We start from the raw sequence: 22714 nt of genomic DNA, 5'->3' as shown, positions 1-22714 counted from the left end.
CGTGTTACTTGGTGACGTTCTGGTTGGCGTAGTCCTGGCCCTTGGTCAGGGCCTCCTTCGCCGAGATGTCACCGCGGACCGCCAGGGCGATCTGCTGCTTCGCGTACGTGTTCATGTCCTCCGTGAAGCCGGGAGCACCCGGGGTGCGCGCGCTGTCCATCTGCTCGGCAGCGAACTTCGTCGCCTGCTCCTGCTCGGGGTTCTGCGCGGTCTCGGCGAACTTCGACGGGTCGGCGTTCGCCTCCTTGGTGCCGGGGAAGAAGCCAGCGGCCAGCTTCACGAACTCGATCTGGTTCGGCGTGTTGGTCACGTACTCGGCGAACGCCAGCGCGGTCGCGGAGTTCTTCGAGCCGGATGCCACGCTGATGCCCTGCAGGAACAGCGGAGCGTCGCCGAAGCCGCCGCTCACCTTGACCTTGGGCAGCAGGGTCGGGGCGTTGACCGCCACGTCCTTGTCGATGTAGTTCGGGCCGGCGGTGGTCCACGCCACCGTGCCCTTGTTGAAGTTGTTGATGTTCGCGTTGGCCGTGCCGGCACCCTGAAGCGCTTCAGGGCTCACGCCGCCCGCCTTGTAGAGCTTGGCGTAGCGGTCGATGATCTTCTCGGCCTCGGGGGTGTCGAAGACGAACTTGCCGTCCTTCTGGAAGGGGTACTCGCCGCCCATGTCGGAGACCATCCACTGCAGCGCCTTGACATCGGGGATGTCGGACATCATCTGCACGCCCTTGGCGGCGAGCTTGTCGGCGTCGTCGAGGGTCGTCTCGAAGTCTGCGGGAGGCGCGGTGATGCCGGCCTTGCCGAGCAGCTCCGTGTTCCAGTAGTTCAGGTTGGTGCCGAGGTACCACGGGAAGCCGAAGGTGCCGTCGAGACCGTCGTAGGTGTAACCCGCGAGACCGCCGTCGACGTAGTCGCCGATGACCTTGGACTCCTTCTTCAGGTCGACCAGCTGGCCGGCCTTGGCGAGCTCCGCCGCGTACTCCGGCGGCAGGTTGACGACGTCGGGCAGCTCGCCGGACTCGGCCTGCTGCAGGATCTTGTCCTCGTAGCCGTCGGCGGGCTGGTCGATCCAGTTGACCTTCACGCCCTTGTGCTCCTTCTCGAACGCCGCGATGACGTCGTTGAAGTACGGGGTGAACTTGTCGTTCTTCAGCGACCACGTCTGGAACGTGATGTTCCCCGTGATCTCGCCGTCCGACGAGCCGCCGCTCTGCGGGGCGCCGCCACCGGTGCAACCGGCGAGGACGACAGCGACCGACGCCGCGACGCCCGCGGCGAGAATCGATCGGATCTTCATGGGCATTCTCCTTCGAAGTGGCCGAGGACCCGCAGCCCTGAGCTCCGGCATCCCTTACTAAACCGCTATAGTACGGTAAGTATCGCATACCGTCTACCGAGGGGACAACGATGACCGCGCACCGCCGCCCGAACTTCGTGTTCGTGCTCACCGACGACCACGCGTCGAACGCGATCGGCGCCTACGGGTCAGTGGTGAACACGACCCCCGGCATCGACGCGATCGCCGAGGCCGGCATGAGGTTCGACCGGGCGCTCGTCGAGAACTCGCTCTGCACTCCGAGTCGTGCCGCCATCCTCACCGGCACCTACAGCCACACCAGCGACGTGACCACGCTCGCGACGCACCTGACGAACGATCACGAGACCTTCGCCACCGCGCTGCAGGCCGCCGGCTACCGCACCGCGATGTTCGGCAAGTGGCACCTCGGCCACGGCGAGGGATACGACCCGGCCGGCTTCGACCACTGGGAGGTGCTGCCCGACCAGGGTGAGTACTTCGATCCCGAGCTGATCACCGCCGAGGGCCGCACACGGCACGAGGGCTACGTCACCGACATCCTCACCGAGCACGCTCTGGCGTGGATGGCCGAGCAGGGCGACGAGCCCTACTGCGTGCTGGTCTGGCACAAGGCGCCGCACCGGTCGTGGCAGTACCACCCCCGGCATGCGGATCTCTTCACCGATCCGATCCCGCTGCCGCAGACGTTCCACGACGACTACGCAGGCCGCGGCACCCCGGCGCACAGCGCCACCATGCGCATCGCCGACCACCTCTACGACATCGACCTCAAGCAGGATCCGCCCACCGAGCTCGCCTACGAGGAGCGCGCGGCGTGGAAGTACCAGCGCTACATGCAGGACTACCTGCGCTGCGTCGCGGCTGTCGACGAGAGCGTGCAGGCCCTGACCTCGTTCGTCACTGAGAGCGGCCACGCCGACGACACGGTCACGATCTACGCCTCCGACCAGGGCTTCTACCTCGGCGAGCACGGCTGGTTCGACAAGCGCTTCATGTACGAGGAGTCGCTGCGGATGCCGCTGGTGCTGAGCTATCCGGCCCGCGTGGCCGCCGGCCGGGCATCCGAGAACCTCGTGTCGAACGTCGACATCGCGCAGACGATCCTCGACTTCGCCGGTGTCGACGCTCCCAGCGGGATGCAGGGCGCGAGCCTCGCGCCGATGCTCACCGGGGACGATCCCGAGCCGGTGCGCGACGCTCACTACTATCGGTTCTACGAGCACGACGACCACATGCATCACGTCTGGGCGCACTACGGAATCCGCACCGATCGCTACAAGCTCATCTACTTCTACGCCGACGGGATGGACCTGCCGAACACCGGCAACCTCACCTTCCCGCCCGAGTGGGAGCTGTTCGACCTCGAGAACGATCCACACGAGCTGAACAGCGTCCACCTCGACCCCGCCTACGCGGACATCCGCCGTGAACTGACTCTGAAGCTGTGGGATCTGCAGCTCGAGCTCGGCGACACCCCGCACCCCCGCCAGCCTGTCCCGGAAGGACGCACCCGATGACCGCCCCTCTTCGCTTCGGCGCCAACTACACGCCGGCCACCGAGTGGATGCACTCCTGGATGTCGCTGGACCTCGACGACGTGCGCCGTGACTTCGCCGGCCTGGCGTCGCTCGGCCTCGACCACGTGCGCATCTTCCCGCTGTGGACGGTGCTGCAGCCGAACCGCACCCTGATCCGCGAGCAGGCCGTCGCCGACGTGCGCGCCGTCGTCGACGTGGCGGCCGAGTTCGGCATGGACGCCAGCGTCGACGTGATCCAGGGGCACCTGTCGAGCTTCGACTTCGTGCCGTCGTGGCTGTTCACCTGGCACGACAAGAACATGTTCACGCACCCCGAGGCGCTCAGCGGTCAGGTCGCGCTGGTCGAGCGTCTCGGCGCCGCCCTGGGCGACGCGGGCAACTTCCTCGGCTTCACGCTCGGCAACGAGGTCAACCAGTTCTCGGCCGAGACCCACCCGCACCAGTGGCCGGTCACCCCCGACGAGGCCGCGAACTGGCTCACGCAGCTGCTCGACGCCGCCGACCGCTCGGCCCCGGGGCAACAGCACGTGCACAGCGAGTACGACGCCGCCTGGTACATGGACGGACACGGCTTCACCCCGGCGCATGCCTCGCGCCTGGGCGCCATGACCACCGTGCACTCCTGGATCTTCAACGGCACCGCGCAGCGGTACGGCGGCCGCTCCGTGGCATCCGACCGGCACGCGGAGTACATGATCGAGCTGTCGCGCGCCTTCGCGACCGATCCGAGCCGGCCCATCTGGCTGCAGGAGGTCGGGGCGCCGTCGAACTGCCTGACGCCCGACGAGACGCCCGGCTTCCTCGAGGCGACCGTGCGCTCCGCCGCCCGCACCGAGAACCTGTGGGGCGTCACCTGGTGGTGCTCGCACGACGTCAGCCGCAGCCTCGCCGACTACCCCGAGCTGGAGTACTCCCTCGGTCTGATCTCCAACGACGGTGCGGTCAAGCCGATCGGCGAGCGCTTCGCCTCGATCATCCCCGAACTGCGCGAGCGGCAGGCCGCCCCCGTGCGCTCACTCGGCATCGTGATCGACGTGGACGACGACGAGACCCCGGTCAGCCGTGCGGCGATGAGCCCCGGCGGCGCCATCTTCCAGGCCTGGGTCGACGCGTGCAGCGACGGCCTCGACCCCGCGTTCATCACGTCGAAGGATGCGGCGGATGCCGGCATCCTGGCGTCCCGCGCGATCACCGAGCTCGTCCGCCCCGACCTGTCGGCCGGCGTGGGCACCTACTCGTCGAACAACACGGTCGTCGGCTGATGTCGCGCCCGAACGTCGTCGTCATCTACGCCGATGACCTGGGCTACGGCGACATCGGATGCTTCGGCTCAGACGACATCCGCACCCCGCACCTGGACCGGCTCGCCGCCCGCGGCATCCGAATGACCGACTGGTACTCGAACTCGCCGGTGTGCTCGCCGTCGCGCGCGGCGCTGCTGACCGGGCGGCATCCGGTGCACGCCGGCGTGCAGGAGATCCTCGGCGGCAAGCGCGGGACACCGGGCCTGCCGGAGCAGCCGACGCTCGCGTCGCGGCTGCAGGACGAGGGCTACCGCACCGGTATCTTCGGCAAGTGGCACCTCGGCGTGGGCGAGGGCTACCGCCCGATGGACCGCGGCTTCTCGCGGCATTTCGGCTTCCTCGCCGGCTGCGTGGACTACTACTCGCACATCTTCTACTGGGGCCAGGGCCTGAACCCGGTGCACGACCTCTGGGACGACGAGCGCGAGGTCTACGACAACGGCCGCTACCTCACCGAGGTCATCGCCGAGAAGGCGGTCGACTTCATCGCGTCCTCGGGTGACGAGCCGTTCTTCTGCTACGTGCCGTTCAACGCGCCGCACTATCCGATGCACGCGCCCGCGGAGTACGTGGATCGGTTTCCGGAGCTGCCCGAGGACCGCCGCATCATGGCCGCGATGATCTCGGCCATGGACGACGGGGTGGGACGGATCCTCGATGCGCTCGACGCCGCGGGCGTGGCCGAGAACACGATCGTGTTCTTCTCGTCGGACAACGGCCCGTCGACCGAGAGCCGCAACTGGCTGAACGGCGAGGAGATCGACTACCAGGGCGGCTCCACCGGCGGTCTGCGCGGCAACAAGGGCTCGCTCTTCGAGGGCGGCATCCGGGTGCCGGCGATCATCTCCTGGCCGGCGGGACTGTCCGCCGGGACGTCCTGGCAGACGCCCGCGGCGATGATGGATCTGCTGCCGACCGTGCTCGAGGCCGCGGAGCTTCCCTCCGCGTCCGGCATCGACGGGGCCAGCGTGCTGGACGAGTTGCGCGGAGCGGATGCCGCCGAGCGCACCCTGTTCTGGGAGTACGGTCCGCAGCTCGCCGCGCGCCGCGGCAGGTTCAAGCTGACGCTCGCCGCACGCGAGCACCTCGGCGGACCGTTCGACCCGGCATCCGTGTTCCTCGCCGACCTCGACGCCGACCCGGCCGAGACGACCGATGTGTCGGCGCAGCATCCGGAGGTCGCGGCGAGCCTGCGCACCGAGCTGATGGCCTGGGCCGAGAGCTTCGGCTGGGACCCGACTCCCTGGTTGCCCGCCGCCTGACGCGCGTCAGCCGCGCGGGCGGGACGTGCTCTCGCGGACGGTGAGCGTCGGGCGCGGGCCGGGCCGGTCGCCCGGGGCATCCGCCGAGTCGAGCCGCTCCAGTAGCAGATCGGCCGACCGCACGCCCAGCTCGAACGTGTCGCGGGTGAGCGAGGTGATCGACGGGTGCACCAGGCCCGTGACCACCGAGTCGTCAAACGACGCCAGCGACAGATCCCCTGGCACGGCGACGCCCATCTCCTGAGCGACCCGAAGGCCGGCGATGCACATCACGTCGTTGTCGAACACGATCGCGGTGGGCCGCTCCGCCCGGCTGAGCAGCCTGCGCGCGGCGGTGGACGCCTGCGCCGGCGAGAAATCGGTGGCGATCGTCTCGCCGCTCACGCCGCGCGACTCCAGTCCCGCCAGCACTGCGGCGCGGATGCGGGTGTGCTGGAACTCCGCCGGGCCCGAGACATAGACGACCTGCTTGTGGCCGAGGCCTGCGAGGTAGTCGAACACGGTGTGGGCGGCATCGTCGTCATCCAGCCAGATCACCGCGGTGTCATCGCTGTCCTCGGCGGGCCTTCCGCTGCCGATCACGACCGCGGGCAGCCGCAGGTCGCTCAGCGCGTCCAGTCGTGGGTCGTCATCCCGCGGGTCCAGCACGATGACCCCGTCCACCTGATTCGCGCTGCTCCAGCGCCGATAGGTGGCGATCTCCTCCTCGATGGTCGGCACGACCACGATCTGCAGGCCGATCCGACGGGTCGCGAGGGACGACTGCACGCCGGCGATCAGTTCTGTGAAGAACGCCTCAGTGCCCAGCGTGCGGGCGGGGCGATTGACCGCGAGGCCGATGACGCCGGCCTTCGCGCCGACCAGTGCACGGGCGGTGGAACTCGGCTGCCAACTGTGCCGATCCGCCACCTCGAGGATGCGGCGGCGAGTCTCCTCGCTGACACCGGGGCGTCCGTTCAGCGCGAAAGACACCGCGCCGGGCGAGACTCCCGCCTCGCGCGCGATGTCCGAGATGGTGACACGCTTGGACCGTGACATAGACTCACCGTACTAGATCGTTTTAGTTGCTCGTCCCCAGCGGCGAGCACACCCACATTCTGGCATCCGAAGGACAGACACCGATGCATGAAGACACCTCCCTCACCGTCGGCCGGGTCAAGCGCGTCCTGACAGAGCGCGTCGTCCCCGCCATCCACTCGAAGCGCGTGCCGCTCGAGATCGCCGCGCACCAGCTGCCGGGTGAACCCATCGCCCCCGCGGACGGCTTCGCCCTCGACTTCGAGCCCTTCACCGCCGGAAGCATGTGGGGCCCGGCCTGGGGCACCACCTGGTTCCGTGTCCGCGGTGAGGTGCCCGCGGAGTGGGCGGGCAGGAAGGTCGAGGCGCTCGTCGACCTCGGCTTCGACGTGAACATGACCGGCTTCCAGTGCGAGGCTCTCGCCTACCGCCCCGACGGCACGCCGATCAAGAGCCTGAACCCGCGCAACCAGTGGCTGCCGGTCGACGCCGAGGCCGGCCAGGCCGTCGAGTTCTACCTCGAGGGTGCATCCAACCCGGTGCTGCTCGACTACCACCCCTTCCTGCCGACGCAGGAGGGCGACATCCAGACCTCCTCGCCCGAGCCGCTGTACCGCGTGCGGCACATGGACCTCGCCGTCTTCGAGTCCGAGGTGTTCGAGCTGTCCCTCGACCTCGACGTGCTCCTCGAGCTGCAGGCCGAGCTGCCCGAGACCAGCCCCCGCCGCATGCGCATCCTGCAGGCCCTCGACAACGCCCTCGACGTGCTCGACCTGCAGCGCATCATCGAGACGGCGCCGGATGCCCGCGCCCAGCTCGCCGAGGTGCTGGCCGCGCCCGCCGAGGCCAGCGCGCACCAGATCGCGGCCATCGGCCACGCGCACATCGACTCCGCCTGGCTGTGGCCGGTGCGCGAGACCGTGCGCAAGGTCGCCCGCACCACCTCGTCGATGACGACGCTCATCGACGAGCAGCCGCAGTTCAAGTACGGCATGTCCAGCGCGCAGCAGTACGCCTGGATGAAGGAGCACCGCCCCGAGGTCTACGCGCGCATCAAGGCCGCCGTCGCCGAGGGCAAGTTCCTGCCGCTGGGCGGGATGTGGGTCGAGTCCGACACCGTCATGCCCACCGGTGAGTCGCTGGTGCGCCAGTTCTCGCACGGCCAGCGCTTCTTCGAGCGCGAGTTCGGCATCCGCTCGAAGGGCGTCTGGCTGCCGGACAGCTTCGGCTACTCCCCCGCACTGCCGCAGCTCATGCGCCGCGCCGGCTTCGAGTGGTTCTTCACGCAGAAGATCTCGTGGAACCAGCGCAACGTCTTCCCCCACCACAGCTTCCTGTGGGAGGGCATCGACGGCTCGCGCATGTTCACGCACTTCCCGTCGATGGACACCTACAACTCGCAGCTGTCCGGCATGGAGGTCGCCAAGGCGTCGCGCCAGTTCAAGGAGAACCGCGTCGCGACCCGGTCGATCGCCCCTGTCGGCTGGGGCGACGGCGGCGGCGGCACGACCCGTGAGATGACCGGAAAGGCGTCGCGTCTTGCCGATCTCGAGGGTTCCGCGAAGGTCGAGTGGAAGCATCCCGACGAGTTCTTCGACGAGGCGAAGGCCGAGCTGACCGACCCCGCCGTCTGGGTCGGCGAGCTGTACCTCGAACTGCACCGCGGCACGCTCACCAGCCAGCACGCCACCAAGGCGCTGCACCGCTGGGCCGAGCAGGCGCTGATCGAGGCCGAGCTGTGGGCGGCGACCGCCAGCGTCCGCAAGGGCGCCGAGTACCCGCACGAGGAGTTCGACCGGCTGTGGCAGATCGTGCTGCTGCACGAGTTCCACGACATCCTGCCCGGCACGTCGATCGCCTGGGTGCACCGCGAGGCCGTCGAGGTGCTCACCAAGGTCGTGGCGGATGCCGAGGAGCTGTCCGCCGCCGCGCGGACGACGCTCGCCGGCGAGGGCGACAGGGTGCTGCGGTTCACGCCGACCTCGGTCGGCGAGGGGCGCTCGCTCGGCGCCGCAGAGGCCGCAGAGGACGGCGAGATGGCCTCGCTCACCGAGCGTCCCGACGGATTCCTGCTCGAGAACGAACTGGTCGCGGTCACCGTCTCGGCCGAGGGTCTCATCACCTCGGCGATCGACAAGGCGACCGGTCGCGAGACGATCCCGGCCGGCAAGCCCGCGAACCTGTTCCAGCTGCACCAGGACTTCCCCAACATGTGGGACGCCTGGGACATCGACCGCTACTACAAGAACCGCGTCGACGACCTGACCCAGGTCACCGACATTTCGGCATCCATCATCGACGGCGCCGCGACCGTGCTCGTGAAGCGCGAGTTCTCCGAGTCGCGGATCATGCAGACGATCATCCTGCGCCCCGGTTCGCGCACGGTGATGCTGCTGAACGACATCGACTGGCACGAGACCGAGAAGCTGCTCAAGCTGGCCTTCCCGCTGGACATCTTCGCCCGCGAGACCGCGGCCGAGACCCAGTTCGGTTTCCAGCGTCGCGTCACCCACGTGAACACCAGCTGGGAGGCCGCGAAGTTCGAGACCTCGATGCACCGCTTCGTGCTCGCGCAGGAGGACGACGGCTTCGGCGCCGCCCTGGTGAACGACTCGATCTACGGCTACGACACCTCCCGCGAGGTCGACGGCGACGACGTGACCACGACGCTGCGGCTGTCGCTGCTGCGCGCGCCCCGCTTCCCCGACCCGGACACCGATCACGGTGCGCACGAGATCGAGGTCGGATTCGTGATCGGAGCGGATGCCGGGATCGCGACCGCCGAGGGCATCGCGCTGAATGCACCGTCCACGCTCGTCCGCGGCGCCGACGAGGTCGCTCCGCTGGTCGGCGTCACGGGTGAGGGGATCATCGTGTCGAGCGTGAAGCTCGCCGACGACCGCTCCGGCGACGTTATCGTGCGCGTGTACGAGGCACTCGGCCGCCGGGCAACCGGTGAGCTGACCGTGGACTTCCCGCACAGCGGCATCCGCGAGGTGTCGCTGATCGAGGACGACCTCGACGATGCGCGCACCGGCGGTGCGCTGTCGCTGCGTCCGTTCGAGGTGCGCACCCTGCGGATCACGCGCGCCTGACGCACGCTCTTAAGAGGGGCGAAGGAACTTCGGTTCTTTCGCCCCTCTTCGTATGAAAGAGCGCATGATCGCCCCTGAGACTGGAATCAAGCCACCCATCCGAGCCCAGGGAGATCCTCATGGACCGCGACGACAGCACCGAACTCTTCGACATCGACGCCCACCAGCACTTCGGCCGTCCATACTGGTTCGACAAGCACCCCTCGCAGGCAGAGGGCGAAGACTTCTGACCGACGCCCGCACGCTTCACGCCCCTTCTGATCGCTGCCGATCGGAGGGGGCGTCGTCGTTTCGGCGTCAGTAGACGACGACGGATGCCGGGTCGCGCCGCGTCGCGAGCACGATCGCGGGCACGCCGAGGAAGGCGGGCGGGAGGACGGCGATCAGTGCGTAGAACGGGCCGATCATCATGAGGAGCACCGTGAGATCCGCCGTCACGAGGAGCCTCTGCAGCACTTGGCCCGCCACCACAGCGGCGAGCGCCCACAGCGGTGCCCAGTTCCACGGGCGCGGAACGATGCGGACGCGACCGATCTGAGTCACGACGATGATCGCCAAGATCAGACTGACCACCTGGCCGGATGTTGCCAGCATCTGCATCGTGGAGAAGTAGCCGCTTTCGTCAGCGGCGGGATAAGGGATGAGCCCCATGCCCCACGGCCAGGCGAGATCCCAGACCGCGAAGGCGATCAGCGCACCGGTGCCCAGCGGGCGACGAGCGGTCACGCTGCCGCCACGCCCGAGGCCGATCGCGAAGATCACCAGCGCGGCAGCGGACAGCAGCGGCGACAGTCGGCCGGGCCAGAATCCCGGCGTACCGACGATCATCGTGACCAGCACGGAGGCCAGCAGCAGAATCCCACCCGTCATCCACGTCCGCCGGCGCTGCACGGCAGCTGCCCCGCTGGAGTCCACGTCGACCATGCCCACACCCTAGCCTCACGCCCCGCTTCGCGGCATCCCGCATCCGGCATCCGCCTCGCAAGCCCGTCGAGACCCCTTCTGCTGCCGAATCCATGTCTGAATCACCGGCAACCAGGCACGGCCTCGACAACCCGACGGGGAACCGTCGTGAGCTCAGGAGGTGATCGACTCCTGGTCGGATGCGGGGGCCGGGGAGGCCGTACGGACGGATGCCGCGCGCAAGCCGAGCACGATGCCGAGCACTCCGAGGAATGCCGTGCCGACACCAGGGATCTCCCACGCGACCCGGACGGCTCCGGCCATACCAGGGAACATCATGGCTCCCACTAACAATGAGATGAACGCGGCGCCCAGCACCCAGGCCGGAGCCCAGTTCCAGGGGCTCGGCAGGGACCGCGCGATCCCGATCAGCAGAGCGGCGAAGACGGTCAAGGAGGACAGCACGAGGTAGTACAGCGGGAAGATACTCTTCCAGGAGTCCTCTTCCGCTTGCGGACTCGCGGGATCCTTCAGCACGAGGCTCGAGACGTACGCCCATGCCAGCGGGCTCGCGACGAGCACCTGCAGCAGCACGACGACGGATGCAAGCATCTTCCGGCCCGTGATGCTGCCGGCGCGTCCGAGTCCGATCACGAGAACGACGACACCGACCGCCCAGAGCAGGTCCTTCACCTGGGCGAACCGGCCGAGTTCGAAGCGCGCCACGAAGCCGACCAGCGCGGCGAGCACCAGCAGGATGCCCCCGGTTACCCACGTGCGACGCCGCACACGGGCATCCCGTCGTCCGGCAGCATCCTCGTCGATCATGCCCCTCACCCTAGCCGCGGCTCCCCGCCGCGGATGGCGGGAGGAACGACGGATGGCGGGAGAAGCGCCGCGCGCTCTCCCGCCATCCGTGTTATCTCCCGCCAGATGTGCGGGTCGCGACTCAGCCGTGCTGCCCGGTGAAGAAGGCCCGGATGTCGCCGGCCAGAAGGTCCGGACGCTCCAGAGCGGCGAAGTGGCCGCCCTCGTCGAACCGGCTCCAGTGCACGATGTTGTCGTTGTCGCGCTCCGCGAAGACGCGGATGGTCTGGAAGTCGTCCTTGAACACCGCGACACCGGTGCGTGCGTGGTTCACCTGCGGCTCTGCCTGAGTCTGCGCGTTGTCGAAGTAGCTGCGGCTCATCCCCGCGGCGGCATTCGCGAACCAGTTCACGCTGACCTCGAGCAGCAGCTTCTCCATCGGCACGAGCGCGGTGCCGTTGCCGAAGGACTCGAACAGCTCGCTGTAGGCGAGCAGTCCGATCGGCGAGTCGCTCAGACCCACAGCGACGGTCTGCGGACGGGAGGCGTTCATCGTGTTGTAGCCGCCCACCGACTGGAACCACTGCATGTGCTCGAGCCCCGCGTAGTCGGCGGGCTCGAGCTTCTCGAACTCGGCAGGGTCACCGGAGGGGAACGAGAACAGCTGCAGCACGTGCAGGCCGAGGAAGCCCTCAGTGTTCAGCAGGCCGAGTTCGCGGGCGACCATCGCGCCGTTGTCGGAGCCGTGCACGCCGTAGCTGTCGTAGCCGAGACCCCGCATCAGCGTGTCATAGGCGCGGGCGACGCGGGCGGTGGTCCAGCCGGCGTCCGTCACCGGCTGCGAGAAGCCGTAGCCCGGAGCATCCGGCACGACGACGTCGAACGCATCCTCGGCGCGACCGCCGTGGGCGACCGGGTCGACCAGCAGATCGATCACGTCGAGGTAGTCGACCGACGACCCGGGGTACGTGTGCGTGAGCAGCAGCGGCGTCGCGCCCTCGTGCGGCGAGCGGACGTGGATGAAGTGGATGTTCTGCCCGTCGATCTCGGCGGTGAAGTGCGAGTGGGCGTTGATGCGCTCCTCGGCGGCGCGCCAGTCGAATGCCCGCCAGGCGGCGAGCGCCTCGCGCAGGTAGTCGTTCGGGGTGCCGGTGGTCCAGTCGTCGGCGGGAGCCGGCTGCGGCAGGCGGGTGCGGGCCAGACGGTCCTGCAGGTCGGCGATCTCGTCGTCGGTGACGGAGACGGTGAAGGGACGGATAGCGAGGGCGGCTGCGTTGTTCATGTCTTCGACGATATGAGCCCATTAGGCTGATCCTGTTCCTAATTGCTGAACTTCTTTCGGATGCCTCATGACCAGCCCCTCCGCCCGCCTGCTCGCCCTGCTCTCGTTGCTGCAGACCGGCTCCGCGCGCACCGGAGCCGAGCTCGCCGACCGGCTGGGCGTGAGCGGACGCACAGTGCGCGCCGACATCGAGCGACTCCGCGAACTCGGCTACCCGGTGGATGCCGCGCGCGGTGCGATCGGCGGTTACCGCCTCGGCGCAGGCGGGTCGCTGCCGCCGCTCCTGCTCGACGACGAGGAGGCCGTCGCCGTCACCGTCGGGCTGCAGGCCGCGGCGGGGATCACCGGGATCCAGGACGTGCGGGCGCGGGCGCTGGCGAAGATCGAGCAGGTGCTTCCCGCGCATCTGCGGCCGATCGTGGACGCGCTCGGATCGACGATCGATCGTGGCCAGGAGAACGTCGGCACGGATGCCCCGGACCCCGAGGTCGATCCGGCCGTGCTGCGCGCAGTCGCGGCCGCCATCCGCGATGTGGAGTGGCTGCGCTTCGACTACGAGGACTCCCCCGTGCTCGTCGAGCCGTACCGGCTGCTGAGCTGGCAGCGCCGCTGGTACCTCGTCGCCCGGGATCCGCAGCAGGGTTCGTGGAGCACGTACCGCGTGGACTGGATGTCGCTGCGGATGCCGACCCGCCGCCCGTTCACCCCGCAGCCTCTCGAGGGCGGCGACTACACCGCCTTCGCGATGCGCACGATTGCCGCGAGCGGCTGGAAGGTGCATGCCCGCCTGCGCATCGACGCCTCGGCGCAGAGCGTGCTCGACCGGATCAACCCGACCGTCGGCGTCGTCGAGCCGATCGACGCCGAGCACTGCGTGCTGGTCACCGGCGCCGACAGCCTCGACACCGTCGCCGCCTACATCGGGATGCTGATGATGGACTTCACCGTCGAGAGCCCGCCCGAGCTGATCCCCCGCCTGCAGCTGCTGTCGGAGAGGTACGCCCGCGCGGTGGCAGGGTCCTGATCAGGCCCGCCCGTACCGCGAGACGATCTCCTCGGTGAGCGGCGGCCAGATGCGCTTGTGCTCGTCGCTGAACGGAACCCCGGACAGGAACGCGGCGGCGAGGTCGCGCGTCCTGTCGATGAACAGGAAGCTGCCCAGCGCCCCGAAGTGCCCCGCGGTCTCGGGCGGGAACGAGTCGGCCAGCCAATGCGGACTCTTCACTCCCTTGAGCTCGAACCCGAGCCCCCACTGGCAGTCGGCGAAGCCGCCGTACCCGGGCACGACGCCGCGCAGGCCGGGATGCGACACCATGAGCGCCAGGTCGCGCAGCGCCGCGGGGATCAGCGTCGGCCGCAGCACCTCGCGCCCGAAGACCAGCAGATCGTGGATCGACGAGCGGGCGCCGGCCGAAGGGCGGCCCGTGACGTCCGTGTCGTCCATGCCGAGGGGAAGGATCACCTCGCGCAGCATCCAGTCCGAGAACGGCATGCCCGCAGCATCCGCCACGTGCGCGCCCAGCGCGTCGATGCCCGCGTTCGAGTAGATGCGCCGCTCCCCGGGTGCGCGCTGCGGCACATCGCCCTCCATCGGCAGGCCGCTGGTGTGATCGAGCAGGTTCAGCACGGTCGCGCCTTCAGGGCCGCCGTGCTCGTCGAGGTCGATCAGCCCGCGCTCGATCGCGACGAACGCGCCCCACGCACTGAGCAGCTTCGACACGGATGCCAGCGGCATCACCAGGTGCGGATCACCCTGCACCGCCAGCGTCTCGGTCGCGTTCGTGACGCCGATCAGGGCCGGATGCGGGAAGCCGTCGGTCGCGGCGAAAGTCGTCGTCTCCACGTGCTCCATCGTCCCATGCGCGCGAGGCCGGGCATCGCGAGAACAGGAGAACGCCCGAGAACAGGAGAACGCCCGAGAACAGGAGCCGTGCGCAGCATCCATCCTGTTCTGACGAGACGTCCTGTTCTCGGGCGCGGCCTGCCCAGCGGGGCACGGTCCTTCGCCCGGATGTCACACATCCGCGCCGGCCGGTGTCTCCATGTCGAAGGCACGAGAACCGTGCCGCTAAGGAGCACGATCATGACGAACCAGACCCGCGTCCCCGCCGTCGAGGTCACCGGAATGTACGGCGGCCTGGTGAAGACCATCGCGCGTCGCAAGCTCGGCCTCGTGCCAGACTCGCTCGGCGTGCTGTGGCAGCACCGGCCGGTGATGATGGACATGATGAAGTTCGGCGGTCGCACCGAGAAGTGGGACGAGCTCGACGACAGCCTCTCGGTTCTGGCGACCATGGCTGCCGCGGCGACCGTCGGCTGCAGCTTCTGCCTCGACCTGCACTACTTCATGGCGCACGACAAGGGCCTCGACGAGGAGAAGGCGCGCGAGGTGCCGATCTGGCGCGAGTCGACGCGGTTCACGCCGCTCGAGCGCCTCGTGATGGAGTACTCCGAGGCGATGAGCCAGACCCCACCGACGGTCACCGACGAGCTCTCCGACGCGCTGCGCGCCGAGATCGGCACGCCCGCGCTGATCGAGCTTGCCGCGAAGGTCGGCTACCTGAACGCGACCGCCCGCTCGAACATCGCACTCGGCATCCACGCCGACGGCTTCGCGGATGCCTGCGGCCTCGCGCCCCTGGCGACGGCGGGCTCGACCGGCGTAGCGTCACAGGCATGATCGAGGATCCGTTCGTCACGCACCGCGGCCTGCTGTTCACCGTCGCGTACGAGATCCTCGGCTCGGCGGCAGATGCCGAGGACGTGCTGCAGGAGTCCTGGCTGCGTTGGGCCGCCGCCGACCGCGACGACGTGCGTGATCCGCGCGCCTATCTGGTGCGCATCGTCACCCGGCAGTCGCTGAACCAGCTGCGCACGGTGTCACGCCGCCGCGAGGAGTACGTCGGTCCATGGCTTCCGGAGCCACTGCTCACGACTTCGGATGTCGCGGACGATGTGGTGCTCGCCGAGAACGTGTCGGTCGCGATGCTGACAGTGCTCGAGACTCTCGGCCCGACCGAGCGCGCGGTGTTCGTGCTGCGCGAGGTGTTCGACGTGCCCTTCGACGAGATCGCCGAAGCGGTGGGCAAGACACCGGCGGCGGTGCGGCAGATCTCGCACCGCGCCCACGACCACGTGGCCGCACGCAGGCCGCGGATCGAGGTCGCGGCGTCTGAGCACGACCGCGTCGTCCGGCGTTTCATCGAAGTCATGAACACCGGCGACGTGCAGGCGCTGATGGACGTGCTGGCGCCGGACGTCGTCTCGGTGACCGACAGCGGCGGGCTGGTGCGCGGGGCCGCGCGGCGTCCGCTGCACGGCGCGGATCGGGTGGTCGCGTTCCTCGCGGGTTCGATCGCGAAGCTGGACGAGGTCTACGACGTCATCCCGATCCAGATCAACGGGATGCTCGCCGCCGGCATCCGGGTCGGTGGGATGCTGCAGGCTGCGGTGAGCTTCGCCGTCGAGGACGGTCGCATCGCGCAGGTCTTTTCGGTGGCGAACCCGCAGAAGCTGGCCGCGCTGGATGCGGAGACTCCGCTGGCGCGCTGAGCGGAGTCAGACGCGCTGCGCCCGCTCGGCCCGACGCTCGCGCCACATCGGTATGCCGAAGGTCAGCAGCAGCGCGAGGACGATCCCGCGCACGATCCAGAGCCCGGGCATCCAGGTGATCACGTACGCTCCGGGCAGCCCGAAGAACGCGGCGATGATGTTGCCGTACGCGAAACGGCCGACACCCTCGGCAGCCACCGACCTCCCGCCGATGAACACCAGTGCCCCCACGGCGAGCCAAGCCAGCGGCCCGATCAGCGCACTCGGTCCCGCCTGCCGCAGAATGATCGACTTCACAGTGACCACCAGGGCGACGATCGGCCCCAGCCAGAAGGCTGCTACCAGGATGCCGGACAGCATGGCCGCCCCGACGAAGACCAGCAGCCACAGCAGCATCCACGGTGACTCAGCGCCGATGAAGTAGTCCGGGTGGCGGAGCACATTCACGAGAAGAGCTCCGAGCACACCCACCGGCATGACGCACAGCGGCCACCACAGCCACCGGCGGTCGCCGCTGAACGCCGACTTCGCTCTCGCACCAGTCATCAGGACGAGGCACAGCACCGCCACGCACAGCGACGGCACGCCGAACATCATCAGGATGACGGATGCTCCGTCGGCATCGCTCGGTTCGACGAGGACCAGCAGCCAGGCCGCGACCACCGACAGCACCGAGGTGAGTACGGCGGGGCGCAGCATCCTCGGTTGCCCGGAGTGCGCCTCGTCGTTCGTTCGCGTCACCCGACAACCCTAGTGCGACGAGGCCCCGTCGCCGAGAACAGGACGACGCCCCAGAACAGGCTCCATCCGCGGCATCCGTCCTGCCACCGCGAGATCTCCTGTTCTCGAACACACGTCGGGACGCGACGACGCCCCGGTCCGCGCGCGGACCGGGGCGTCGTCAAGCGGATGCCGCAGACTCAGGCGCCGCGCAGGCGCTCAGCGAGGTACGCGTGCAGGTTCGCGAGCGGGACGCGCTCCTGGCTCATCGTGTCGCGATCGCGCACGGTCACGGCGTCGTCGTCGAGCGAGTCGAAGTCGACCGTGACGCAGAACGGCGTGCCGACCTCGTCCTGGCGGCGGTAGCGGCGGCCGATCGCGCCGGCGTCGTCGAAGTCGACAGTCCACTGGCCGCGCAGGCCCTCGGCGACCGAGCGCGCCAGCGGGGACAGGCGCTCGTTGCGCGACAGCGGCAGCACGGCGACCTTGACCGGCGCGAGGCGCGGGTCGAGCTTCAGCACGGTGCGGGTGTCGGTGCCGCCCTTCGCGTTCGGCACCTCCTCCTCGACGTACGCGTCGACGAGGAACGCCATCATCGCGCGGGTCAGGCCGAACGACGGCTCGATCACGTACGGCGTGTACCGCTCGCCGGATGCCTGGTCGAAGTAGGTCAGCGATGTGCCGGATGCCTCGCTGTGCGACGACAGGTCGTAGTCGGTGCGGTTGGCGACGCCCATGAGCTCGCCCCACTCCTTGCCCGTGAACCCGAAGCGGTACTCGACGTCGATCGTGCCGGCGGAGTAGTGCGCGCGGTCGTCGGCGGGAACGTCGAACTGACGGATGTTCTCGGGGTTGATGCCCAGATCGATGAACCAGTTCCAGCAGGCCTCGACCCAGTGCTCGAACCACTCCTGCGCCTCTGCCGGCGGCACGAAGTACTCGATCTCCATCTGCTCGAACTCGCGGGTGCGGAAGATGAAGTTACCCGGGGTGATCTCGTTGCGGAACGCCTTGCCGACCTGGCCGATGCCGAACGGCGGCTTCTTGCGCGAAGCGGTGAGCACGTTCGAGAAGTTCACGAAGATGCCCTGCGCGGTCTCGGGGCGCATGTAGTAGAGGCCCGACTCGTCGTCCACGACGCCGAGGTAGGTCTTCACGAGGCCGGAGAACGCCTTCGGCTCGGTGTACTGGCCCTTGTTGCCGCAGTTCGGGCAGGGCACGTCGGCGAGGCCGTTCTCGGCCTTGCGGCCCTTGCGCGCCTCGAAATCCTCGATGAGGTTGTCGGCGCGGAAGCGCTTGTGGCAGCTGAGGCACTCCACCAGCGGGTCGGAGAACGTCGCGACGTGACCGGATGCCTCCCACACGCGCTTGGGCAGGATGATCGACGAGTCCAGCCCGACCATGTCGCCCCGGCCGCGCACGAACGTCTGCCACCACTGGCGGCGGATGTTCTCCTTGAGCTCGGTTCCGAGGGGACCGTAGTCCCAAGCCGAACGCGAACCGCCGTAGATCTCACCCGCTTGGAACACGAACCCGCGGTGGCGGGCTAGGGCGATGACCTTGTCAAGACGGGACTGTTCGGCCACGGTGGCTCCAATGGTCGGATGCGGGAAACTGCCCGTGATCACGGGCTCTCCCAAGTCTATCCGCGCTCCCCTACCGCACGTTCCCCGGACAGCGCTACCTTCGAGTGCATGACAACTGTTCGGGGGGAACGAGCGCGCGGAGACAAGGACACCAGGTTCTTCGGGCAGCCCTGGGAGCTCGCGCACATCTTCGGTGTCGAGATGTGGGAGCGGTTCAGCTTCTACGGCATGCAGGGCATCCTGCTCATCTACATGTACTTCTCGGTCGCCGACGGCGGCCTCGGCATCGACAAGGGCGTCGCCACCGGCATCGTCGGCGCCTACGGCGGCACCGTCTACCTGGCCACGATCCTCGGCGCCTGGCTGGCCGACCGGCTGCTCGGCTCGGAGCGCGTGCTCTACCTCAGCGCCTGGGTGATCATGGCCGGTCACATCGCGCTGGCCGTGCTGCCGAACGTGTGGGGTCTCGGCGTCGGCCTGATCCTCGTCGCGATCGGCTCCGGCGGCCTCAAGGCGAACGCCACCGCGGTCGTCGGCACTCTGTACAGCGAGAAGGACGTTCGGCGGGATGCCGGGTTCTCACTGTTCTACCTCGGCATCAATCTCGGCGCGTTCCTGGGGCCGTTGATCACCGGCATCCTGCAGGACAAGGTCGGCTTCCACTGGGCGTTCGGCGCGGCCGCGATCGGCATGGCGCTGGGCCTCATCCAGTACTCCTTCGGACGCAAGCAGCTGCCCGAATCGGCCAGGGAGGTCGCCAACCCGCTGCCGGCGAACCGGTACGCCCTGTGGATCGGCATCGCCGCTGCGGGAGTGGTGCTGATCGCGGTGCTGGTGCTGAGCGGTGTGATCCGTGCCGACAATCTCGCCGGAGTCGTCATCCTGGTCACCGCCGTGGCCGCCGTCGCGTACTTCTTCGTCATCATCTCGTCGAAGCAGATCGACGGGACGGCCCGCTCGCGGGTGGTCTCATTCATCCCGCTGTTCATCGTGAACGTGGGGTTCTGGTCGCTGTACCAGCAGCAGTTCACGGTGCTGACGATCTACTCCGCCGAGCGCTTGAATCGGAATGTCTTCGGGTTCGAGATGCCGATCCCCTGGGTCAACTCGATCGCGCCGATCTTCGTGATCCTGCTCTCGGGCACCTTCGCCGCGATCTGGACGAAGCTGGGCTCGAAGGCGCCGTCGGCGCCGGTGAAGTTCTCGCTCGGCGCGATGATCATGGGCCTCGCGTTCCTGCTGTTCCTGCCGTGGGCGAACGGAGCGCCGAACTCGACGCCGCTGCTGGCGATCGTGCTGATCCTGTTCGTGTTCACCGTGGCCGAGCTGTTCATCTCTCCTCCTGGGCTCTCCGTGACGACGAAGCTGGCGCCCGAGAAGTTCCACACCCAGATGGTGTCGCTGTACTTCCTCTCGGTCGCTCTCGGCACCGCGATCGCCGGATGGCTCGCCCAGTACTACGACCCCTCGAACGAGGTGCCGTACTTCACGATCCTCGGCACGATCGCGATCGTGATGGGCCTGGCACTGCTGGCGGCCGCGAAGCCGGTGCTGGCGCTGATGAAGGGCGTGCGCTGACATGGACCAGCGCGTGAGCTTCATCACCCTCGCGGTCGCAGACGTCGCGGCATCCCGAGCGTTCTACGTCGACGGGCTGGGCTGGAAGCCGATCTTCGAGACCGACGACGTGCTGATGCTGCCGGTCGCCGACAGGGTGATCCTGTCGCTGTGGAGCGTCGCCGGCTTCACCGCCGAGATCGGGGAGGCTCCGGCATCCGGCGTCGCGCCGATCACACTCGCGCACAACCTCGCCACCGAGGCGGAAGTGGATGCCGTGCTCGCCGAGGCAGCCGCGCTCGGCGCGCGCGTGCAGTCCGCGCAGCGCCGGGAGTGGGGCGGCTACTCCGGCTACTTCGCCGACCCGGACGGCTTCCGGTGGGAGATCGCCGTCAACCCGGGCGACACCGGCGCGTTCGTGCTGCCGGGCTGAGCGTCGAGCGACGGTCAGCGGTTCGGGAAGGCCTCGCCCCCGCCTGCGGCGAGCGCCTCGGCGACGATGCGGATGTGCTCGTCGCCCATCTCCTGCGGCATCTTCGGCAGCATCTCGTCCCAGAAGGCGAGCGCTGCTCCGCGGCCCTGCATCATGCCGGCAGGGCGGGCGAGCGCCCAGAGGTGCAGGTGCGCGGAGCCGTCGTTCCAGCGCGCGAAGTGGCACCGCGCGACACCCGGGATGCTCTTCACCGCCTGTGAGATCCGCTGCATGAGCGGGCCGTAGGCGGCCAGCACGTCGTGCGGCGCGTCTTCGAGCAGCCAGTGCTCACGCGGCGAGATCGCACCGACGAAGGGCAGACCGCCGATGTCCCACCCGGCGCGTACCTGCCAGAGGTCGTCCTGCCAGATGGTGTGCTCGCTGGGCCTGCAGGACGAGCATTCCGCGGGATCGACTTCGCCGCCGCGCGGCTGCTCCGGGATGAGCATGGGCTCGAGCGGCCGCATCGTGATCTGTTCGAAGGCCCAGGGCAGGCCCTCGGTGAGCGGGGTGGCGTCGGCGCGCTCACCGATCGGGAGACGTGCGTGGAACGCGGTGTCGGCCGGATGCTGCGCGAAGGGCTCTGTCATGCCCTCAGGATCGCACGCCGACAGTGATCGACACTTCCACGATCCAGTCCTCCTCCGATGTCCCGCGCACCGCCTGGCGGACCTCAGCGTCGCCGATCCGGATGCCGCGTTCCGCGACCGCATCGAACAGCGCTACGACGGCGGGATGCGTGTAGCCGTCCGGCAGCTCCTCTCCTGCGGTCGGGCTCCACACGGCGACGAGGTCGGTGCGTGCGGAGAGCACGTCGGCCACGGTGTCCGTTCCGTACGATCCTGCGGGCGCTTCGCCCGTTGTCGGCCAGCAGCAGACGAGTTCGACCATCCCCTGCTCTCCAGCGCGGATCGTCGTCCAGAACGGCCCTGTCGGGCCCTGGCCGGCGCGCTGCACTTCTCTGAAGAGGTCGGCGAAGACCGCGTTCGCGTGGTCGTCGGTCAGCTCGTCCGCGGCATCGACCGGCACGCTCAGCACGCGGCCGACATAAGGCTGCGCGGGCAGGGTTCGCTCCTCGACGCGGACGGGCGCGCCCAGTGCGCGCAGTGCCGTCGCGGCAGCCGCCGCGGCGAGATCCTCGCGCTCCCGCTCCTCCCGCACCCGCCACCGATGGGCGTCCAGGGCTTCCAGGGTCTGCCCCGACCGCACGGCTTCGGCGACCTCGGGCAGCGCCACTCCGGCATCCCGCAGCGCACGGATCACCACACCGGCGCGCACCTGTTCCTCGCCGTACCGGCGGTAACCGGTACCGGCGTCGACTTCGGCGGGCGACAGCACGCCCTTTTCGTCGTAGTGCCGCAGCGCCTTCACGCTCAGCCCGGTCAGTCCCGCGAATTCTCCGATTCCCAACATGGTTCCAGCGTCCCGGCTCCTCCTAGGGGAGAGTCAAACGGTCAGTCCTGCATCGCCCAGGCGGGCAGCGCGTCGAGGTAGGGCCGGGGATCCGGAGCATCCGCCGTGCCGTGCAGCACAACGCTGTCGGCACCGGCCTCCGCGAGAGCACCGACGCGGTCGGCGATGCGTGCTTCCAGCGCGTCCAGACCTGGGTCGAGCTCGGTGTAGACGATGATGCGCGGGCGGCCGACGCGGCCGCTGTGCGCTGCGCCTTCGCCGACGATCTCCTTGGCCGCGCGGACGACGGCGGCTTCGTCCCGTTCTTCGGACGCCGAGAGCACGACGCCGTCGCCAAGCTCTCCCGCCAGGCGCAGGGACTTCTCGCCGGTCGCCCCGATCACGATCTCAGGGGGCGAGGCGGGAGGCCAGTCGAGGGCGACACCGCGGAGCTGCACGTACCGCCCCTCGACGTCGACCGTCTCGCCGTCGAGCAGTGCACGCACCGCGGTCAGGTACTCGCGCATCAGCGTGAGAGGCGAGCTCTTCCGCGCACCGACCTGCCCCATCCAGGACTGCACCCCGTGCCCGAATCCTGCGACGAGCCTGCCGGGCGCGAGCCGCTCCAGAGTCGCGACCTCCATCGCCGCGAGGGCCGGGTTGCGCAGCGGCACCGGGAGGAGGCCGATGCCCACCCGCGTGCGCTCCGACCAGGTCAGCGCGGCGGCCGCCGAGGCGATGCCGCCCTCGAGGAAGCAGTCCTCCCACAGCCACAGCTCTGGGACTCCGGCCGCATCCACCGCCTGCACGACCGATCGCAGCTCCTCAGGCGGCGACTGCGGGCGGAAGGTGATACCGACGGTGAGCTGCGAACCGGAGGGATGCGTGCCGATCATGCCGCCAGCCTACGAG

20 protein-coding genes are annotated in these 22714 nt (G+C 68.9%); 9 read left to right on the top strand and 11 right to left on the bottom strand.

Going from position 1 to position 22714, the window contains the following annotated elements; genetic code table 11:
- Positions 1–4: 4 nt before the first annotated feature.
- Positions 5–1294 carry an ABC transporter substrate-binding protein gene (locus ACFVDO_RS09105; protein WP_378858198.1) on the bottom strand — a complete coding sequence of 430 codons (1290 nt, stop codon included), beginning with the start codon at positions 1292–1294 and terminating at the stop codon, positions 5–7.
- Between the two features lie 110 nt (positions 1295–1404).
- Between ACFVDO_RS09105 and ACFVDO_RS09100 the strand changes: the two genes are divergently transcribed.
- From ACFVDO_RS09100 to ACFVDO_RS09090, 3 genes are read left to right on the top strand one after another with little or no spacing between them, the layout of a single operon-like run.
- Complete coding sequence (locus tag ACFVDO_RS09100; RefSeq protein WP_378858197.1) at positions 1405–2832, top strand: sulfatase; 1428 nt, start codon at positions 1405–1407, stop codon at positions 2830–2832.
- Positions 2829–4115 (top strand): glycosyl hydrolase, encoded by a 1287-nt coding sequence (locus ACFVDO_RS09095; RefSeq protein WP_378858196.1) that lies wholly within the window; start codon positions 2829–2831, stop codon positions 4113–4115. The genes ACFVDO_RS09100 and ACFVDO_RS09095 overlap by 4 nt, the downstream gene beginning before the upstream one ends.
- A complete protein-coding gene (locus tag ACFVDO_RS09090; RefSeq protein ID WP_378858195.1) occupies positions 4115–5419 on the top strand; it encodes a sulfatase-like hydrolase/transferase in 1305 nt (434 codons plus the stop codon). The genes ACFVDO_RS09095 and ACFVDO_RS09090 overlap by 1 nt, the downstream gene beginning before the upstream one ends.
- 6 nt (positions 5420–5425) lie before the next feature.
- Here ACFVDO_RS09090 and ACFVDO_RS09085 read toward each other — a convergent pair whose 3' ends face one another.
- Positions 5426–6457, bottom strand: a complete 1032-nt coding sequence (locus tag ACFVDO_RS09085; protein ID WP_378858194.1) for a LacI family DNA-binding transcriptional regulator — start codon at positions 6455–6457, stop codon at positions 5426–5428.
- A gap of 83 nt (positions 6458–6540) precedes the next feature.
- On the opposite strand from ACFVDO_RS09085, the gene ACFVDO_RS09080 reads away from it, so the two are divergent.
- Positions 6541–9531 (top strand): alpha-mannosidase, encoded by a 2991-nt coding sequence (locus ACFVDO_RS09080; RefSeq protein ID WP_378858193.1) that lies wholly within the window; start codon positions 6541–6543, stop codon positions 9529–9531.
- A 297-nt stretch (positions 9532–9828) separates the two neighbouring features.
- Here ACFVDO_RS09080 and ACFVDO_RS09075 read toward each other — a convergent pair whose 3' ends face one another.
- The 3 genes from ACFVDO_RS09075 to ACFVDO_RS09065 form a co-directional block, all read right to left on the bottom strand.
- Positions 9829–10455, bottom strand: coding sequence for a hypothetical protein (locus ACFVDO_RS09075; protein WP_378858192.1), 627 nt, complete (start codon positions 10453–10455; stop codon positions 9829–9831).
- A gap of 153 nt (positions 10456–10608) precedes the next feature.
- Positions 10609–11262 carry a hypothetical protein gene (locus ACFVDO_RS09070; RefSeq protein ID WP_378858191.1) on the bottom strand — a complete coding sequence of 218 codons (654 nt, stop codon included), beginning with the start codon at positions 11260–11262 and terminating at the stop codon, positions 10609–10611.
- 121 nt (positions 11263–11383) lie between these two features.
- Positions 11384–12523 (bottom strand): epoxide hydrolase family protein, encoded by a 1140-nt coding sequence (locus ACFVDO_RS09065; RefSeq protein WP_378858190.1) that lies wholly within the window; start codon positions 12521–12523, stop codon positions 11384–11386.
- A 67-nt stretch (positions 12524–12590) separates the two neighbouring features.
- On the opposite strand from ACFVDO_RS09065, the gene ACFVDO_RS09060 reads away from it, so the two are divergent.
- Positions 12591–13547, top strand: coding sequence for a helix-turn-helix transcriptional regulator (locus ACFVDO_RS09060; RefSeq protein WP_378858189.1), 957 nt, complete (start codon positions 12591–12593; stop codon positions 13545–13547).
- On the opposite strand, the gene ACFVDO_RS09055 is transcribed toward ACFVDO_RS09060, so the two are convergent.
- Complete coding sequence (locus ACFVDO_RS09055) at positions 13548–14375, bottom strand: serine hydrolase domain-containing protein (protein WP_378858188.1); 828 nt, start codon at positions 14373–14375, stop codon at positions 13548–13550.
- A gap of 231 nt (positions 14376–14606) precedes the next feature.
- On the opposite strand from ACFVDO_RS09055, the gene ACFVDO_RS09050 reads away from it, so the two are divergent.
- Positions 14607–15203, top strand: a complete 597-nt coding sequence (locus ACFVDO_RS09050) for a carboxymuconolactone decarboxylase family protein (protein ID WP_378858187.1) — start codon at positions 14607–14609, stop codon at positions 15201–15203.
- Positions 15200–16075, top strand: a complete 876-nt coding sequence (locus ACFVDO_RS09045; protein ID WP_378858186.1) for an RNA polymerase sigma-70 factor — start codon at positions 15200–15202, stop codon at positions 16073–16075. Before ACFVDO_RS09050 ends, ACFVDO_RS09045 begins: the two co-directional genes overlap by 4 nt.
- Before the next feature lie 6 nt (positions 16076–16081).
- On the opposite strand, the gene ACFVDO_RS09040 is transcribed toward ACFVDO_RS09045, so the two are convergent.
- Together ACFVDO_RS09040 and ACFVDO_RS09035 are read right to left on the bottom strand one after the other, a co-directional pair.
- Positions 16082–16816 (bottom strand): hypothetical protein, encoded by a 735-nt coding sequence (locus ACFVDO_RS09040; protein ID WP_378858185.1) that lies wholly within the window; start codon positions 16814–16816, stop codon positions 16082–16084.
- A 179-nt stretch (positions 16817–16995) separates the two neighbouring features.
- Positions 16996–18381, bottom strand: coding sequence for a glycine--tRNA ligase (locus ACFVDO_RS09035; RefSeq protein ID WP_378859198.1), 1386 nt, complete (start codon positions 18379–18381; stop codon positions 16996–16998).
- Positions 18382–18489: 108 nt separating this feature from the next.
- On the opposite strand from ACFVDO_RS09035, the gene ACFVDO_RS09030 reads away from it, so the two are divergent.
- Both ACFVDO_RS09030 and ACFVDO_RS09025 read left to right on the top strand, forming a co-directional pair.
- On the top strand, positions 18490–19959 hold the full coding sequence (locus tag ACFVDO_RS09030) for a peptide MFS transporter (protein ID WP_378859197.1): 1470 nt from the start codon (positions 18490–18492) through the stop codon (positions 19957–19959).
- Positions 19960–19972: 13 nt separating this feature from the next.
- Positions 19973–20371 carry a VOC family protein gene (locus ACFVDO_RS09025; RefSeq protein ID WP_378859196.1) on the top strand — a complete coding sequence of 133 codons (399 nt, stop codon included), beginning with the start codon at positions 19973–19975 and terminating at the stop codon, positions 20369–20371.
- A gap of 14 nt (positions 20372–20385) precedes the next feature.
- Here the strand turns inward: ACFVDO_RS09025 and ACFVDO_RS09020 are convergent, their stop codons facing one another.
- From ACFVDO_RS09020 to ACFVDO_RS09010, 3 genes are read right to left on the bottom strand one after another with little or no spacing between them, the layout of a single operon-like run.
- Positions 20386–21000 (bottom strand): hypothetical protein, encoded by a 615-nt coding sequence (locus ACFVDO_RS09020; protein ID WP_378859195.1) that lies wholly within the window; start codon positions 20998–21000, stop codon positions 20386–20388.
- A gap of 4 nt (positions 21001–21004) precedes the next feature.
- Entirely contained in the window at positions 21005–21823 is an 819-nt protein-coding gene (locus ACFVDO_RS09015) for a MerR family transcriptional regulator (protein WP_378859194.1), read from the bottom strand.
- 41 nt (positions 21824–21864) lie between these two features.
- Complete coding sequence (locus tag ACFVDO_RS09010) at positions 21865–22698, bottom strand: LLM class flavin-dependent oxidoreductase (protein WP_378859193.1); 834 nt, start codon at positions 22696–22698, stop codon at positions 21865–21867.
- Positions 22699–22714: the final 16 nt, after the last annotated feature.

It is taken from the genome of Microbacterium sp. NPDC057741 (assembly GCF_042798735.1).
Lineage (GTDB): Bacteria > Actinomycetota > Actinomycetes > Actinomycetales > Microbacteriaceae > Microbacterium.
Note: the sequence above shows the minus strand (reverse complement) of the source record. Positions and strands in the feature narration are given on the sequence as shown.